Consider the following 16,377-nt stretch of genomic DNA (forward strand, 5'->3'; position numbering starts at 1 on the left):
GTTCAGTGCATTGTTCGCACTGCCTTCGGGTGGTGTAGTTGTGATAAGCAGTAGTTAGTTCGCTCACCAACACCCCGCCTAGTTGCTGCGGGGTTCTCTAGCCTGTTCCTCACTCAGATTACCGAGGATGAATCCAGTGGCAGTAGAGAAAATAGTTTCATTCAAATCTGGTGCGCATACCATCGTTGGAACAGTTCGTGATGCGAAAGGCCACAAAAACTCAACGTTTTTGCTCCTTCACGGTTTCGGCGGTACTCGAAATGAACTCGCGATCCCCTCTCTAGGAATGGGGATATTTGAATACGTCGCTGCCAGGTTGGCTGATCTCGGCCACTCTTCGCTTCGAATAGACTTTCATGGCTGGGGAGACAGTGATGGTTCCATCGAAGAATCTAGCTATTCCACGCAGATTGATGATTGTTTGGCTGCGATGGATTTTATCGCCACCCAGCCCGATCTTGGAAATGGCGAGGTCATCCTACTCGGCTGGAGCCAGGGCGGACTGGTTGCAGCAGCCGCTGCTGGTCGAACTAACCGGCCATCAGGGGTGGCACTTTGGGCCGCCGTGGGAGAACCTAAGGTGTCTTTCCCCGGTTTGGTCGGCAAAAATGCCTATCTCTATGGCCTGAACAGCCCGGAACCAACGACGCTGACCTTGCCTTGGGGAGCGTCCGTGACTTTGGGGCAGCGATTCTTCTTAGAAGTGTCGGGTTTCGATCCTCTTACAGAGCTGTCTCAATATGCCGGACCCGCTTTTATTGCAGAGGGTACGGTTGACGACGTCATACCACATGGTACGGCGAAAAAGTTCGCCGCAGCTCATCGAGGCGAGCACATTGTTTGGGAGGCTGCCATGGATCATGCGTTTAACACCTCCTCTGGTGTGGAAACCTTGAGCAGACTAATTGACGCTACCGTCAGCTACCTCAAACGCCATAACAAAGTATAATTACGCATGTGCACTGCTGGACCCCTATGTCAGCTATTGGAGTTCAACACTCAGCGTTTGAACGTCCAGAATGAGGTCGGAAAATGCTGACATCGAGTTATGCAATCATGTCTGCTATTGGCGCTTCTGCGGCCATGACGGCCGTCGGCGTTGCCGGGCATTGGCAACATCCTGCCGATCAGGCTCCACAGGGTGAAAGACGTAAAAGTTCTTCCGCCACACGGTGCATCAGTTCCGCAGTGGATTGCTGGCCTTGAAGACGAAGAACTGGAGCGGATTGATTGCTCAACCAACTCTCATGCTGCGCCAGATTACGTCCCGTGAACAACGGGTCATCATAGCACGAGGCCCAATCCCGGAACGCCAGATGCGCCTCGTGCATGTCGCCGCCCGGCAAAATGCGCGCGCCGTATCGGGCGGCCTCGCGCTGATCAAGACGTTGGAGCCGGATGATCGTAGGTGTTTGAAGAAATACGATCAGATCAACTTTCTGGATCAGAGGTTCGCCCCAGCCGATGAAGGACCCCGTCAGGATCCAGCCTTCGGTTTCGCTTTGTCGGACCTTGATCAAGCGGACACGTTCTTCAGGTGGACGCTTTATGCTGTACGGGGGCTCAGTCGGCATCCAGTAGAAGTCGTCGACATCCAGTTGTGGAACGCCGAAGCGCCTGGACAACACTCTGCCAAGTGTGGAAACGCCTGAGCAGGACGCGCCCGTTAGGTATACTCGCGGCTGATATGTCATGCGGTTCCCTCCACCAATAAGAGCCGCCTTTATCGTGTTGTGCCGCAATGCTCAATGAAAGGTTTTGGCGCTCGGCGGCAGACGCCCCTGGCTCGAAGCGACCGCAGGTGAACAAACCACTCGTGGGTGCTATACCTTAAACATGGACCAGATCGCCACACGCCCCTATCGAAAAAAAGGATGCCAACGCATGCTTGGCCATCTTCGATGGCAACCTGCCAAGGTTCTTTGCCTCGGAAGAGCGTGTCGAGTTTGCCAAATTCCTCGATGAGGTGGGTACCTCGATGTGCCTATCTCGTTCTCACGCTAGACGGCCGTATCGTCGCGTGTGGCGGGTTGAGCATCGGTCCAGAACCTGCAACAGTATCTCATTTCTGGCGTATGGTCCCTGTCGCCGATACCTTGCTCGCTTCGCCCTTCGTTTGAGGTGGCCCCGGGTTCCTGCTTCCGGGATTTCTGTAACCGGGCGATGGTCGTAACGACGTTGATGGCCTTTCAGTTACTCCGGTCAGTCAGAGACAAATCGGCAATCACTGCTGCCGTCCTGCCGGTTCCTCTATTTTCGGTTGAAGCAGTCATCCTCGCAGCGAGTTTGCTCAAGGTTCACGACGGCAGATGGGTGCTCGCAAACTGCGCACGAACGGCCCTGCGGCGCGAAAGCAGTTTCGGAGCCTGCGCGACCACGTGCGGTCGTCCTCGACGCGACGCATCGGGCGACACAATCTTATCCGCCGCGGGCGTGGGACACCAGCAAAGGCACAACTTCGCGCTCAAGCCGCTCCACAGACCAACTGTGCACAGGAGCGGATACGACGATGGCTCCTGCCGGACGACCGTCTGGTCCTGGTACCGCCGCGGCAACATTCACCTCGTCGCGAATCGACTGGCGATCCGTGAAAGCCACACCTCGAACGCTCGCTTCCAGAATCTCCTTCCGGATTTCCTCCTTGTTCGTAACGGTAAAGGGCGTACCGGGCTGGATGGGGCTTTCCGAAAGAACTCCCTCAATCTCTTCCGGTGGCAGCCATGACAGGATCGCCCGACCACCGGAGGATGATACGGCCGGAAGGCGTCTGCCGGGATAGGCGGTTCTGAAAGCCGGTTGCGGTCGGCTTTGAACATGCAGCAGGTGGATGATTTCCGTGCCGTCCAGAATGCAGAAGGAACAACGCAGCCCGCACTCTTCCCGTAGCCTGATAAGCCGAGGCCATACAGACCGGAGCAACGCGTTTCCCATCTGGAAACGATAAAGAAGATCAAGCGCTCGTTCGGAGACATGGAAAGCGCGCTTGGGCCGGTCTTTCTTCAGATAGCCCAGGCCTGTCAGCGTATCTGTAATGCGCTGGACGGTCGGCACCGGAAAGCCCGTTAGCTGTGAAAGTTGGGTCAGGGTAAGCAGCGGCGTTTGCGGATGGAAAAACTGCAATAAATGCAGGCTTTTGGAAACTGCGGTTACCGCGAGCGGATCATTCTCGTCGTCGACCAGCGGCCAAAGCGTGCGCGGGTTTGGCTCGAGGTTGGCCGGGCGTACCGCCCGTGTCACCATCAACTCCCCCATGCGTGACACTGTCTCGCAAAGTTGCCCGGTTACCGTGTCCGCCGCCTCCCTGTTTACAAGACCGGAAAGTGAGACCGCAGCGAGCGGTTGGCCGGATGCGTCGCGAAAAGCGGTCGCAATGACATGGCGGGATCCGCCTTCGCCGGTACTGTCAAAGGAAAACCCCACGCTGCGCTCAGAGGCTATGCCCTCGCGCAACGATTCCGCGTCACCTGTCCATGTTGCCAGAAATGTATCGAGTGTTGCCTCATCCATAAGAGATAACAGCGCCCGGCCCGGCGCGGTCTCCGCAAGTGCGAGGCGGCTGCCTACCGGGGCAAGTGCCAGGGAAGCGGCGGGTGACGGGACCCGGGCCAGCGTCACTGCGGTTTTCCCGTCGAGGAGCCAGAGATCGGTACTGAGGCCGGTGCGTGCATTCAATTCCACGACCAGCGGCATCACAAGATCGATCAACTGGTTGCTGTAAAGATAGACATGAGCGGGATAACACGCCCGGTGCCCGAGAGAAAGGACGCCGCTTTGTGCGTCGCGTTCAAGCCAGCGGGATTTAACAAGTGTATGAACCAGACGCTGGGCGCTGGAGCGGTTCATCGCGCCTCGCCTCGCAACATCGGCAATTCTCAGTTCAGGCGTATCCGGCCCGAACATCTCAAGCACGGCAAACGCCTTTTCCAGCGCGGCAATGCGGGCCCGGTGATCGGTCACCTCTGGAGGTTCGGTAAAATTCATTTTGCGACGCAGCAAGATCGTTGACAAGGCTTTCAACGACCCTATAATCGATGGTCGAGAATAGCAATCGCATCGCGGTAAAATAATCCTAAGGGGAACGCCTTGCACACCATGCTTCAATCGGAATGACATTATAGTCAGCTATGCCCACATGCCCGCCATGTGACGGCACCGCTGTACCTTGCCGGCCTGTCCCGTTGCGGTTTTTCAGCCGCAGTTGCGGAAGGTATGGCGGTCGTATGTTTCGCCGTACCTTTGCGGCGGCACAAGTGCCCTCCGCTGCGCAAACTTTCAGGTGATCGCGGCGACATTATCAGAAACGGTCCGGACAAGACGGGTGCCGTGCGCTTGCGTGCGGGCCACCGCATGCGCCTTCCGGTCGCCACCTGCCAACCAGAAAAGGGAACAGCGAAATCATGCAAGCACCGTTGATCAGAAAAGCAAACCGGGCAAAAAGCCGGCTCGTTGCAGCAATCATTGCCCTTTCAGCCTGTGTCACGGGCTTTGCAGCGAATGCCTCAGCCACAACAATGATGGCCGTACCGCATTCGGGCTTGCGTATTCTCGATCCCATCATCACGACCGCTCACATCGTGCGCAATCATGGCTACATGATCTATGACACGCTGCTGGCGCTTGATGCCGATTTCAAGCCGCAGCCCCAGATGGCTGACTACACCGTTTCAGATGACAAGCTGTCCTATACATTCACGCTGCGCGACGGTCTGAAATGGCATGACGGCACGCCTGTGACAGCGGAAGACTGCATAGCCTCGCTTCAGCGCTGGGGCAAGCGGGATACTTCCGGTCAGATCCTCTTCGACAAGACCGAAAGCCTGACGGCCACGGATGACAAGACCTTTGTTTTCAAGCTGAAAGAACCCTTCGGCTTTTTGCCCGACGTTCTGGCTAAACCATCGTCGGTTGTGCCGTTTATGATGCCGAAGCGCATTGCCGCTACCCCGGCTGATACCGCAATTACCGAATTCATCGGTTCCGGCCCCTTCAGGTTCGTCACGGCTGAGTACCAGCCGGGCGTCAAGTCGGTCTATGAAAAATTTGCCGATTACGTGCCGCGCAGTGAGCCTGCCAGCTGGCTGGCCGGCGGCAAGGTGGTCAAGGTTGACCGTGTGGAATGGCTGAGCATGCCCGATGCCCAGACGGCAATCAACGCTATCCAGTCCGGGGAGATCGACTATATCGAAGCTCCGCCAGTTGATCTTCTGCCGCTTGTCGAGAGCAATGACGAACTGACCGTCAAGACGCTTAACACGCTTGGCTCGCAGACCATGGGCCGCATGAATTTCCTGTACCCGCCGTTTGACAACAAGAAGATCCGCCAGGCCGCTCTTAAAGCGATGAACCAGAAGGATGTTCTCGACGCGCTGATCGGCAATCCGGACTACTACACCATTTGTGGTTCCGTCTTCGGCTGCGGTACGCCCCTTGAAGCACTGGCCGGTTCTGAAACCCTGACCGGCGCGGGCGACATGGAAAGCGCCAAGGCACTCCTCAAGGAGGCCGGGTACGACGGAACTCCGGTTGTCATCCTCCAGCCTACCGACGTCGTGACCGTTAAAGCCCAGCCGGTCGTGGCCGCGGCTGCACTGAGGGCCGCGGGCTTCAACGTCGAACTTCAGCCCATGGACTGGCAGACGCTCGTCACTCGTCGCGCCTCGCAGAAGCCGGTGGCTGAGGGTGGCTGGAACATGTTCTTCACCAACTGGATTGTGCCGGAAATCATGACGCCGCTTAACAACCCGATGTTGAACGGTCGCGGCGCCAAGGGGTTTTTTGGCTGGCAGACAGACGAGAAGCTGGAAGCGTTGCGCGCCAAATACATCGCCGCAGCGACACCAGGCGAGCAGAAGACTGCAGCCGCCGAGCTCCAGGCCCACGCCATGGACGAGGTCAGCTACATCCCGCTTGGCCAGTACAAGAACCCCTCCGTGTGGCGCAACCAGCTCTCCGGGTTCCTGGAATCACCGGTTCCCGTGTTCTGGAACATCGAGAAAACGGAAGACTGAGCCCCGTGGAGGAACATGGCGGCATCCTGCAGATGCCGCTTCCCTGCCTGCCCAACCGACGTGAGGATGCTTATGCTCGCCTATACGTTCCGCCGAATTCTGGCCTCCGTTCCGGTGATGATCACGGTTGCCGTTTTCGTTTTCCTTCTGCTGCGACTGACGCCCGGCGATCCGGCCGCCATCATCGCCGGCGACATGGCCACGCCCGAGCAGCTTGAGAAAATTCGCGCAGCCCTCGGCCTCGACAAACCGATCGTCGTGCAGTTCCTCTCATGGTTCTGGCTGCTTCTCCAGGGTGACCTTGGCGTGTCGCTGATTTCCAACACACCGGTTACCGCGATGATCGGCAAGCACATCGAACCGACTGTGAGCCTCGCGCTCGTCACGATCGTCCTGTCAGTGCTGATCGCCGTTCCACTCGGGGTCATTGCTGCGTGGCGCCACGGCACATGGATCGATTATGCCGTCATGACGATTTCGGTCGTCGGCTTCTCTGTCCCGGTTTTCGTGATCGGCTATATCCTCATCCAGGTCTTCGCCATCGATCTCAAATGGTTTCCGGTGCAGGGCTTCCGGAGCATCACGAAGGGCGTCGGTCCTTTTGCGGAACGTGCCATTCTGCCCGCCCTCACACTTGCTTCCATTTATATCGCGCTGATCGCCCGCATGACGCGCGCCTCCGTGCTCGAAGTACTGGGCGAGGATTATGTGCGAACCGCCCGCGCCAAAGGGCTGAAGGAAAACACCGTCCTTTTCCGCCACGCGCTGCGCAATGCCGCAGTTCCTGTGCTGACCATTATCGGGACCGGTTTTGCATTGCTTGTGTCCGGTGTGGTGGTGACGGAAAGCGTATTCAACATTCCCGGTATTGGCCGGCTCACTGTCGATGCTATTCTTGCCCGCGATTACCCCGTCATTCAGGGCATGATCCTGCTGACAAGCGGTATCTATGTGCTGGTCAATCTCCTTATCGACCTCTCCTACTCCTTCTTCGATCCGAGGATACGGTACTGATGGCCAATTCCACGCTTTTTGGCGCCGCCATGCGGCTGCCCGTCTTCGCCAGCAGGAAAAAACGCGGACAAGTTATCGTCGTTCCGGCCATCGCGCTTGCCATCCTCATCCTGATCATTCTCATGGCTGTTCTCGCGCCATGGCTTGCTCCGCACGACCCCGTGGCCATGACGCCTTCTGCCCGCCTCAAGCCCGCGGGCGAGATCTATCCGCTCGGTTCCGATGCCTACGGACGGGATCTGCTGTCGCGTGTCCTGTACGGGGCTCGCATCTCCCTTTTTATTGGTATCGGAGCGACTGTCATCTCGGTGGCTGTCGGCCTTGGAGTCGGCCTCGTCTCCGGTTTCTTCCGGCTCCTCGATGCCGTGGTCATGCGCATCATGGACGCACTGATGGCAATTCCGAGCCTGCTGCTCGCCATCGCCGTGGTTTCGCTGACCGGGGCTAATATCTGGACCGTGATGTTCGCCATTACCGTCCCGGAAATTCCTCGCGTCGTGCGTCTCGTTCGCTCGGTGGTGCTGACTGCGCGCGAAGAGCCCTACGTCGAAGCCGCGATCGCTGCCGGCTCCGGCCTGCCGAAAATCCTCTGGCGGCATCTGATGCCGAATACCCTGGCACCGCTCATCGTGCAGGCCACCTATGTCTGCGCCTCGGCCATTCTTACAGAAGCGATCCTGTCTTTCCTCGGGGCGGGTGTCTCCACCGAAATCCCGACCTGGGGAAATATCATGGCCGAGGGACGTGCCTATTTCCAGATCAATCCGCAATTGATCTTCTGGCCAGGCCTGGTGCTCTCGCTCTGCATTCTCTCCATCAACCTTCTCGGCGATACGGCGCGCGATCTGCTCGATCCGCGCATGAAGAAAAGGGAGGCCACGAAATGACGGCTGTTGCGTTCGATCCTGCTACCGCGTCCGAAGTATTGCGCGTCGATAACCTCGTCGTCCGCCTGAGCGGAGACGACGACAGCGCCCCGGTCCTCAACGGCATTTCAGTCACCATTCGCGCTGGCGAAACAGTTTGCCTCGTGGGAGAGAGCGGTTCAGGCAAATCGGTGACCTCGCTCGCTACAATGGGGCTCCTGCCGCGAAATTCACTTGAACCTGTGAGCGGTGCGATCCTGTTCGAAGGTGAGGACCTGCTCAAGGCCGACGCCGGCCGCATGCGGGCACTGCGCTCGAAAAGCATTGCCATGATCTTTCAGGAACCGATGACAGCACTCAATCCGGTGCTGACGGTTGGCCGGCAGATTTGCGAGGTGCTTCAGGAGCACACGATGCTTTCAGCTAGGGAACAGAAGATGGCCGTTCTTGACATGATGCGGGAAGTGCATCTGCCTGATGTCGAGCGCATCTTCGCAGCGTATCCCCACCAGCTCTCGGGCGGTCAGCGCCAGCGTATCATGATCGCCATGGCACTGATCCTGAAACCCAAATTGCTGATCGCCGACGAGCCGACCACTGCACTTGATGTGACGACCCAGAAGCAGATCCTCAAGCTCATCGATGAACTTCAGGAAAAGCAGGGCACCGCCGTTCTCTTTATCACCCACGACATGGGGGTAGTGGCGGAGATTGCTGACACCGTCTATGTCATGAACCGAGGCAACCTGGTCGAGAATGGTCCGGTCGACAGGATTTTGAGCGCGCCGGAAATGGACTATACCCGCGCGCTTCTTTCCTCCGTGCCAAGCCTTGTACCACGCGCGCCGCGCCCGGCTCTTTCGGAAGAGGTAGTGCTCTCGGCCTCGGAACTTGAGAAGGTGTATGGCAAGAAAGGCTTTTTCGGCAAAACCCCGGCAGGAACAAAGGCAGCGACGGATGTATCCTTCACACTGAAGAAGGGTCGTACGCTCGGTATCGTCGGTGAAAGCGGCTCGGGCAAGTCGACCGTCGCCCGCTGCATCATGCGGCTGATCGATCCCACCTCCGGCTCGATCCGCATTTCCGGCCAGGAAATTGCCGATTTCTCCCGCCGTACCCTGCAGCCGTATCGCCAGCATATCCAGATGGTGTTCCAGGATCCTTATCGCTCGCTCAACCCGCGCATCACGGTGGGGGAAAGTATTACCGAAGGGCCAATAAACTACGGTACGCCCAAGGCGGAGGCCCTGAAGCGGGCGCGCGAACTTCTTGCAATCGTCGGTCTGCCCCCGGATGCGGTGAGCCGCTATCCTCACCAGTTCTCAGGCGGCCAGCGCCAGCGCATCGCGATCGCCCGTGCCGTGGCCATGAACCCCAAGGTTCTCGTGGCCGACGAGGCAGTGTCGGCACTCGACGTGTCGGTTCAGGCACAGGTACTCGACCTCCTTGCGGGCTTGCAGGAAAGGCTCGGTATTTCCATCCTGTTCATCACCCATGATCTGCGCGTTGCCGCCCAGATATGTGACGACGTGATCGTGATGCAGAAAGGCCGCATCGTGGAATATGCCAGCGGCTACGAGGTGCTGACCAATCCGGTTCATGCATACACCCGTCAGCTTATCGATGCCGCCCCGGGGCGGCATTGGGATTTCGCCAATTTCCGGCCACTCGCCCCCGAAGCTGCATAATTACCAGGAGAATGATTGATGACATCCCGGCGTGTCGCCTTTGCCGGTTTCATTCATGAGACCAATACATTTGCCCCAACCAAAGCCACTTATGATGCCTTTCTAAAGGGGTCCGGCCATCTGCCGCTCTGCCGTGGAGGGGAGATGATCGCTCTCGTCAGGGGCGCCAATACCGGTATCGAGGGCGCGCTCGATTATGCCCGGCAAGCGAAATGGGAGGTGGTTCCGGTACTGCGGGCCAGCGCCGTTCCTTCTGCTCACGTTACCGAGGATGCCTTTGAGCGTATTGCCTGTGAGATCGTTGCGGGCATCGTGGCAGCGCTGCCCCTCGACGGCATCTATCTCGATCTTCATGGGGCAATGGTCTGTGAACATCTGGACGATGGTGAGGGCGAACTTCTCGCCCGCATCAAAAGCGCAGTCGGCAACGACATACCTGTCGCTGTCAGTCTCGACCTGCACGGTAACATAACCCGGCAATCAGTGCGCGACGCCGATGTCATGATCGGCTACCGAACCTATCCGCATGTGGACATGGCCCTGACCGGCAAACGGGCCGCAGGTTTGCTTGACCGTCTGATGGACGGTGAGCGTTTTGCGAAATCCTATCGTCAGATCGACTACCTGATCCCGATATCGTGGCAATGTACGGAGATGGAGCCGGCGCAATCGATCTACGCCCGGCTCGCAGGACTGGAAGAAGAGCAAACAATTGTCTCGCTCTCCTTCTTTCCCGGCTTCCCGGCTGCCGATTTCAGCGATTGCGGCGCGACTGTTCTCTCCTATGGAACGACGCAGGAAGCAGCAGACCTTGCCGCCGATGAGCTAAAGGTCCTGATCGATGCCAGTGAGCCCGCCTTTGCCGGCCGCGTCTATAGTGCCGATGAGGGCGTGAAGGAGGCAATGCGTCTTGCCGCAACCGCTGTAAAGCCGGTCGTGCTTGCGGATACGCAGGATAATCCCGGGGCCGGTGGGGATTCCGATACGACCGGAATGTTGCGGGCTCTCATCGACAACGGTGCACAGAACGCGGCGCTTGGCCTGCTTTACGACCCTGAGGCTGCCCAGGCAGCACAGGCAGCGGGCGTCGGCGCAACAATCCGCATCGCGCTCGGTGGAAAATCCGGCATCCCCGGTGATGAGCCGCTTGAGGCCGAATTCGTCGTTGAAGCATTGTCCGACGGATTGACGCGCGTCACCGGTCCCTACTACGGCGACACCCTGATGCGGCTGGGACCTTCGGCGTGCCTCAGGATCGGTGGCGTTCGCGTAGCCGTTGCCTCGCACAAGGTGCAGATGGCCGACCGTGGCCTGTTCCGCTATCTCGGCATCGAGCCGGAAACGTCGAGCATTCTCGTCAACAAGAGCTCGGTGCATTTCCGCGCAGATTTCGAACCGTTTGCCGAGACAATTCTTGTTTGTGCCGCACCCGGTCCAATGGCCGTGGACCCGGCGGCCCTCCCGTGGAGGAGGCTTCGCCCGGGCATCCGTCTTTCCCCCCTCTCTACCGCCCTCTCCTGATCCGTCGCTTTTTTGATCTCAAGGATATCAGCAATGCCCGTTATTGAGAAAATTGCCTCCTGGCACGATGAAATGACCGCCCTTCGCCATGACATCCACGCTAATCCGGAAATCGGTTTCGAAGAGATACGCACTTCCGGCATCGTTGCCGAGAAGCTTGCGAGCTACGGCATCGAGGTGCATCGCGGCATCGGCAAGACCGGCGTTGTTGGCGTCCTCAAGGGAGCGAAGGGGAACGGGCGTACCATCGGCCTGCGGGCCGACATGGACGCGCTGCCGATGGAGGAGCGCACCAACCTGCCTTACGCGTCGAAAATCACGAACCGCTTCCACGGCTGCGGCCACGACGGTCACACGACAATGTTACTTGGTGCGGCACGTTACCTTGCCGAAACCCGCAATTTTGCCGGCACGGCCGTATTCATCTTTCAGCCTGGCGAAGAAGGCTGCGGTGGAGCCCGCGCCATGCTGGCAGACGGCCTGTTCGAACGTTTCCCCTGTGATGAACTCTACGGGTTGCACAATATGCCGAACGAGGAGCCAAACAAGATCGGCATTAAACCGGGCACCGCCATGGCGGGTGCGGATTTCTTCGATTTCCACATCAGGGGACGCGGCAGCCACGGTGCCCGTCCGGAAGGTTCCAAGGATCCCGTCATTGTCGCAACTCATCTGGTCTCGGCCCTGCAATCGATTGTGTCGCGCAACATTTCTCCACTTCGGGCGGCCGTGCTGTCGGTCACGCAGATTCATGCCGGTTCCGCATATAATGTTGTTCCGGAAGAAGCGACAGTCTCTGGCACAGTGCGTTATCTCGACCGCGAGGTGAATGAACAGATCCGTGAGCGCATGCGCACCATCGCAGCCGGCCTTGCCGCGTCTTTCGATGTCGAGATTGTAACGGACATTCGCAATGTCTTCGACGTCCTCATCAATACGGAAGAACTCGTAGAGGGGTTCGCTGATGCCGCCCGCGACATCGTGGGTGCAGACCTTGTCTATACAAAGGACGAGCCCGTCATGGGCAGCGAGGACTTTGCCGATATGCTCTACAAGGTTCCTGGCGTCTACTGCACGGTTGGCCATGCCGGATCGGTACAGTTGCACAATCCAGGTTTTGTTCTGGATGACAACATTCTGCCGGTTGGGGCGAGCCTTCTGGCGCGTGTCGTCGAAAAACGTCTCGCTGCCTGATTCCCCCCTGCCCTGCCACGAGATCGGGATTGCTTCCTCCCTTGAGGGTTGGACGTCCCGTTACGACGAAACGAGACCGCGTACCATGGATTTCACCCAACTTCCCTTTGAAGCAGACGCGATGCTGAAGCGTCTGAAGCCCTGGATAGAATGCGAAAGCCCGACTTTCGATGCTGCTGCCGTGGATCGCATGATGGATCTTGCTGCCACCGATTTCGCAACGGTTGGTGCCACAATAGAACGAATTCCCGGCCGTATGGGGCTTGGCGGCAGTCTGCGTGCACGTTTTGGCGACACGCACACCACCCCGGGAATTCTTGTCTCCGGACATCTTGATACGGTTCACCCGGTTGGCACCCTGAACGCACTGCCCTTTCGCATCGATGACAAACGTGCCTATGGCCCGGGCATACTCGACATGAAGGGTGGAAATTTTCTGGTATTCGAAGCAATGAGGCAGCTTCTGCACACGGGCATCGGCACCCGCCTCCCCGTCACTGTGTTGCTGACTCCCGACGAAGAGATCGGCACACCCTCAACCCGCGATCTGATCGAGGCTGAGGCCCGGCGTAACAAATACGTGCTGGTACCCGAACCCGCTCGCGAGGAGAACGGGGTGGTCACCGGTCGCTATGCCATTGCCCGCTACAACCTGGTGGCGCGTGGCAGACCCTCGCATGCCGGCGTATCGCCGAAATCTGGCCGGTCCGCAATTCGCGAAATGGCCCGCAAAGTAATTGAGATAGATGCAATGAGCGACGACGACTGCACTTTTTCCGTCGGCGTCATTCATGGCGGGCAATGGGTCAATTGCGTCTCTTCGCTGTGCACGGCCGAAGCGTTGTCTATGGCGAAAACCGATGACGATCTTGCGTCCGGGATCGCCCGAATGCTCAATTTGTCAGGGATCGAAAACGAGGTGGAGTTCTCGGTCACCTGCGGCGTCACCAGACCGGTCTGGCCGCCGGCTCGACCTGAAACCATGGCGCTGTACGAAAAAGCTCGTATGCTTGCCGACAGTCTTGGCGTTTGCCTTCCCCACGGCAGTTCAGGCGGCGGTTCCGATGGCAATTTTACGGGCGCGCTTGGCATTGCCACGCTTTGTGGTCTGGGGCTGCGTGGCGCAGGTTATCACACTCTCGAAGAGCACATCGAAATTGACAGCCTGGTCGATCGCGGCAGGCTGATGGCCGGCCTTCTGGCGACACTGGATTGAGGACAGATTGATGACAGGCGACATCACCCGGCTTTCCGCAGCTGCGCTTTCCAGGGCAATCCACTCGCGGCAGGTTTCCTGCCTTTCCGTAATGGAAGCCTACCTCGATCGCATCGATACTCTCAATCCGGCCGTGAACGCGATCGTCTTTCGTCGATCAAGCACAGAGTTGCTGGACGAAGCGCGCGCCTGTGACCGGGAACTTGGGGAGGGGCGCTCGCGGGGCTGGATGCACGGGTTCCCCCAGGCGATAAAAGATCTCTCCGAAGTTCAGGGCCTGCCATGTTCTTGGGGGTCCCCGCTCTTTGATAATTTCGTTTCCAGCGCAGACAGTCTCCATGTGGAACGCGTCCGCGCCGCAGGCGCGATTTTCATCGGCAAGACCAACACTCCCGAATTTGGCCTCGGGTCCCATACGACCAACCCCGTTCACGGCCCAACCCGAAATCCTTATGACGCGACCAGAAGCGCCGGCGGTTCTTCGGGTGGCGCGGCGGCGGCGCTCGCCTGCCGAATGCTGCCGGTCGCAGATGGCTCTGACATGATGGGCTCGCTGCGCAATCCTGCTGCCTTCAACAACGTAATCGGCTTCCGGCCGAGCTTCGGTAGAGTGCCAGGCGCAAAAGGGAACGAGCTCTTTCTCGGCCAGCTTGCCACTTCTGGCGCAATGGGCAAGACGGTGGAGGATGCCGCCCTGCTTCTCGCAACGCAGGCGGGTTATGACCGGCGCGACCCTCTTTCCCTGGCGGACGAAAGCCTGGCAATCCGCAGTCCTGCAATAACCCAGGGAATGAAAGTCGCCTGGTTCGGTGATTTCGGCGGATATCTTCCCTTTGAAGCCGGCGTTCTGGATGTTGATCGCAAGGCTCTCGCCGTTCTGGCGAACATGGGTTGCGATATCGATGAACTTGTGCCGGATTTTGAACTGCCGAAGCTGTGGGAAGCGTGGATGATATTGCGCAGCTTCAACGTGACCCACGGTCTGCGCACCTTCTATGACCAGGCAGAAACAAGGTTGCTTCTTAATCGGCAACAGATGTTTGAATTCGACATCGCGCTTTCCTGCAGTGCCACCGATATCTTCAATGCGTCCGTCGTCCGGACGGCCTGGTACCAGTATCTCTGCAAACTGTTTGAACAGTATGATTTCATTTTGATGCCGAGCGCACAGGTATTCCCTTTCGATATCGACCTCTCTTGGCCGACCGAAATCGACGGCAAATCCATGGACTCCTATCATCGCTGGATGGAGGTGGTGATCGGTCCCACGCTGGCTGGACTTCCCGTGGCAGCCGTTCCTGCGGGTTTCGGGGTGAATGGCCTGCCTACTGGTATACAGTTGGTGGGACCACCACGCCGTGACCGGGAAACGCTGGAATTTGCGCTGGCGTATGAACAGTCCGCTGAAATCCGGACAGGCGATGCAGTCGCCTGAAGGTCTGGCACGCTCCAGGCCGTCTTTTGAAACGTGAGCCGGTCTGAAGAAACTGGCGAAACACCAGATCCAGGCTTCGATTATTTTCGTCGCGATGAGTCGGGAAGCTCGCAGTCAAGGCGCCGCAGCCGCCTAATGGCGCCTTGGAAAGCTGCGGGCCGTTTCTCCAACTTTCTATTCCCGGGAAACGGAGTTTGAAGGCGTTGATAAATGCAGGACTGCCGTGGCGGTCGTTACTCGCCCGACGCCGGGCGTTTGCCGCTTTCGGGTACACGGCGCGATCGACATTGGTTTGAGTGTCGGCAAGTGCGCGGCATAACGACGGACGGAGGTTAGTAGCCGCAGCCACTTTCCGGGATACAGCCGGTCCATTCGGGCTCGACATAATCGGTTCTGCAGGCAATTGATTGGGAGGTATCCGCCTCCCACTCACGCACACGACATGCGTCTCGCCCACATGATATCGCCGGATCAAGCCCGCGGCGGGCGGCTTGATCCGGCGATAATGCCGGTTATTGCTCCGGCAATTCAATAGCATTGGTCGACGCCGAATTCCCCAGGGGCCTGGCAGAAAACTCGCCGCCGACCGGGCCTCGTCCTGGCGTCGCCGTTCCCTCTCCGGCTGTCTCTCAGTTTCCGGCTTCTTGTTCGAGAGCATCGCGAACTTCTGCAATTTTCCCTGTGTCTGTTCCGGCGCCCAGAATGCTCTTCGCCTCGGCAAGCTCCTCGTCGGTCACCGGCCTGTTTGCCAACTGTTCCAGCGCCGAAACCAGCGCAGTCTCGCTAAGCGCGGGATCCGTGGGCACGGCCGTCACCCCGTACTGAATTTCGAATTCCGCATATGCCTTCACGTAGGCGGCAAGCGCTGCCATCTTGGGATCCTTGGAATTCAGATAGGCATGGTAATTTCTCTTCATCGAATTAAGGCTGCCAGTGCCGGGCTTTGCGCTGTGCGTTTTCGATTTCTCGCCGTGGTTTTTTGAGGGCTTGTTTGAATCATGCGATTTCAATGATGTCGAAGAGCCCTTGTGCGCGGATGAGTTCGAGGAAGCCCGGCTTTCGCCGGCGCCGGATTTGCCTCCACCATGGCCTCCCCCGTTGCCACTGCCGTTTCCGCCGCCATTGCCACCACCATTGCCGCCGCCACTACCACCGCCGTTTCCGTCCTTGGCAAAAGCAGCATGCATGAGGCCGACGGTATTTCCTGCCATGGGGGCAACGGCGAGGACAAGGCCAAGGCTTGCGGTACCGATCACAGAGCGGATTTTCATGAGAACGTCCTTCATAAAATTTGCCGCCGCTTCAGTTCGAGCCGCGGTGCCAGCAGTTGTTGCGCACTACAATATTGCCGAAATTTCAGGTTTCTACTCCGCTCGGACCTATGCCTTGGGCATTCGGACCATAGTCCGATTGATCGCGCCCGATGGTCCCTGAT

General features: G+C 58.4%; 12 protein-coding genes. 9 read left to right on the forward strand and 3 right to left on the reverse strand.

The genetic code is table 11. The annotated features are described in order from the left end of the window. Positions 1–127: 127 nt before the first annotated feature. Positions 128–949 (forward strand): alpha/beta hydrolase family protein, encoded by an 822-nt coding sequence (locus V6S97_RS21485; RefSeq protein WP_209687815.1) that lies wholly within the window; start codon positions 128–130, stop codon positions 947–949. Between the two features lie 178 nt (positions 950–1,127). Here V6S97_RS21485 and V6S97_RS21490 read toward each other — a convergent pair whose 3' ends face one another. Further along, positions 1,128–1,694, reverse strand: coding sequence for an ATP-binding protein (locus V6S97_RS21490; protein WP_111785279.1), 567 nt, complete (start codon positions 1,692–1,694; stop codon positions 1,128–1,130). A gap of 724 nt (positions 1,695–2,418) precedes the next feature. After that, the gene (locus tag V6S97_RS21495; RefSeq protein WP_111785280.1) at positions 2,419–4,113 is read right to left on the reverse strand and encodes an IclR family transcriptional regulator; all 1,695 of its coding nucleotides are present in this window, start codon (positions 4,111–4,113) and stop codon (positions 2,419–2,421) included. 284 nt (positions 4,114–4,397) lie between these two features. Between V6S97_RS21495 and V6S97_RS21500 the strand changes: the two genes are divergently transcribed. The 8 genes from V6S97_RS21500 (at position 4,398) to V6S97_RS21535 (ending at position 14,942) form a co-directional block, all read left to right on the forward strand. Continuing rightward, positions 4,398–6,008: an ABC transporter substrate-binding protein gene (locus V6S97_RS21500; protein WP_111785281.1), complete on the forward strand. Its 1,611-nt coding sequence runs from the start codon at positions 4,398–4,400 to the stop codon at positions 6,006–6,008. Positions 6,009–6,080: 72 nt separating this feature from the next. Next, positions 6,081–7,022 (forward strand): ABC transporter permease, encoded by a 942-nt coding sequence (locus tag V6S97_RS21505; protein WP_111785282.1) that lies wholly within the window; start codon positions 6,081–6,083, stop codon positions 7,020–7,022. 29 nt (positions 7,023–7,051) lie between these two features. Further along, positions 7,052–7,909, forward strand: a complete 858-nt coding sequence (locus tag V6S97_RS21510; RefSeq protein WP_162686301.1) for an ABC transporter permease — start codon at positions 7,052–7,054, stop codon at positions 7,907–7,909. Continuing rightward, complete coding sequence (locus tag V6S97_RS21515) at positions 7,906–9,576, forward strand: ABC transporter ATP-binding protein (RefSeq protein ID WP_111785284.1); 1,671 nt, start codon at positions 7,906–7,908, stop codon at positions 9,574–9,576. The genes V6S97_RS21510 and V6S97_RS21515 overlap by 4 nt, the downstream gene beginning before the upstream one ends. Before the next feature lie 18 nt (positions 9,577–9,594). Further along, on the forward strand, positions 9,595–11,097 hold the full coding sequence (locus V6S97_RS21520; RefSeq protein ID WP_080865341.1) for a M81 family metallopeptidase: 1,503 nt from the start codon (positions 9,595–9,597) through the stop codon (positions 11,095–11,097). Between the two features lie 33 nt (positions 11,098–11,130). Next, complete coding sequence (locus V6S97_RS21525) at positions 11,131–12,291, forward strand: M20 aminoacylase family protein (protein WP_080865340.1); 1,161 nt, start codon at positions 11,131–11,133, stop codon at positions 12,289–12,291. 85 nt (positions 12,292–12,376) lie between these two features. Further along, positions 12,377–13,507, forward strand: coding sequence for a M20/M25/M40 family metallo-hydrolase (locus V6S97_RS21530; RefSeq protein WP_111785286.1), 1,131 nt, complete (start codon positions 12,377–12,379; stop codon positions 13,505–13,507). A gap of 10 nt (positions 13,508–13,517) precedes the next feature. Beyond that, positions 13,518–14,942, forward strand: coding sequence for an amidase (locus V6S97_RS21535; RefSeq protein ID WP_111785287.1), 1,425 nt, complete (start codon positions 13,518–13,520; stop codon positions 14,940–14,942). A 629-nt stretch (positions 14,943–15,571) separates the two neighbouring features. On the opposite strand, the gene V6S97_RS21540 is transcribed toward V6S97_RS21535, so the two are convergent. Further along, on the reverse strand, positions 15,572–16,228 hold the full coding sequence (locus V6S97_RS21540; protein WP_162686297.1) for a hypothetical protein: 657 nt from the start codon (positions 16,226–16,228) through the stop codon (positions 15,572–15,574). Between the last annotated feature and the right edge of the window lie 149 nt (positions 16,229–16,377).

The organism is Agrobacterium sp. CCNWLW155 (assembly GCF_036888815.1).
GTDB classification, from domain to species: Bacteria; Pseudomonadota; Alphaproteobacteria; order Rhizobiales; family Rhizobiaceae; genus Agrobacterium; species Agrobacterium radiobacter.

Bases quoted from the DNA above. Each gene is read 5' to 3' on its own strand.
- V6S97_RS21520 (WP_080865341.1), top strand. From the start codon at position 9,595: ATGACATCCCGGCGTGTCGCCTTTGCCGGTTTCATTCATGAGACCAAT.
- V6S97_RS21485 (WP_209687815.1), top strand. From the start codon at position 128: ATGAATCCAGTGGCAGTAGAGAAAATAGTTTCATTCAAATCTGGTGCG.
- V6S97_RS21540 (WP_162686297.1), bottom strand. From the start codon at position 16,228: ATGAAGGACGTTCTCATGAAAATCCGCTCTGTGATCGGTACCGCAAGC.
- V6S97_RS21535 (WP_111785287.1), top strand. From the start codon at position 13,518: ATGACAGGCGACATCACCCGGCTTTCCGCAGCTGCGCTTTCCAGGGCA.
- V6S97_RS21525 (WP_080865340.1), top strand. From the start codon at position 11,131: ATGCCCGTTATTGAGAAAATTGCCTCCTGGCACGATGAAATGACCGCC.
- V6S97_RS21510 (WP_162686301.1), top strand. From the start codon at position 7,052: ATGCGGCTGCCCGTCTTCGCCAGCAGGAAAAAACGCGGACAAGTTATC.
- V6S97_RS21505 (WP_111785282.1), top strand. From the start codon at position 6,081: ATGCTCGCCTATACGTTCCGCCGAATTCTGGCCTCCGTTCCGGTGATG.
- V6S97_RS21500 (WP_111785281.1), top strand. From the start codon at position 4,398: ATGCAAGCACCGTTGATCAGAAAAGCAAACCGGGCAAAAAGCCGGCTC.
- V6S97_RS21495 (WP_111785280.1), bottom strand. From the start codon at position 4,113: ATGTCATTCCGATTGAAGCATGGTGTGCAAGGCGTTCCCCTTAGGATT.
- V6S97_RS21515 (WP_111785284.1), top strand. From the start codon at position 7,906: ATGACGGCTGTTGCGTTCGATCCTGCTACCGCGTCCGAAGTATTGCGC.
- V6S97_RS21530 (WP_111785286.1), top strand. From the start codon at position 12,377: ATGGATTTCACCCAACTTCCCTTTGAAGCAGACGCGATGCTGAAGCGT.
- V6S97_RS21490 (WP_111785279.1), bottom strand. From the start codon at position 1,694: ATGACATATCAGCCGCGAGTATACCTAACGGGCGCGTCCTGCTCAGGC.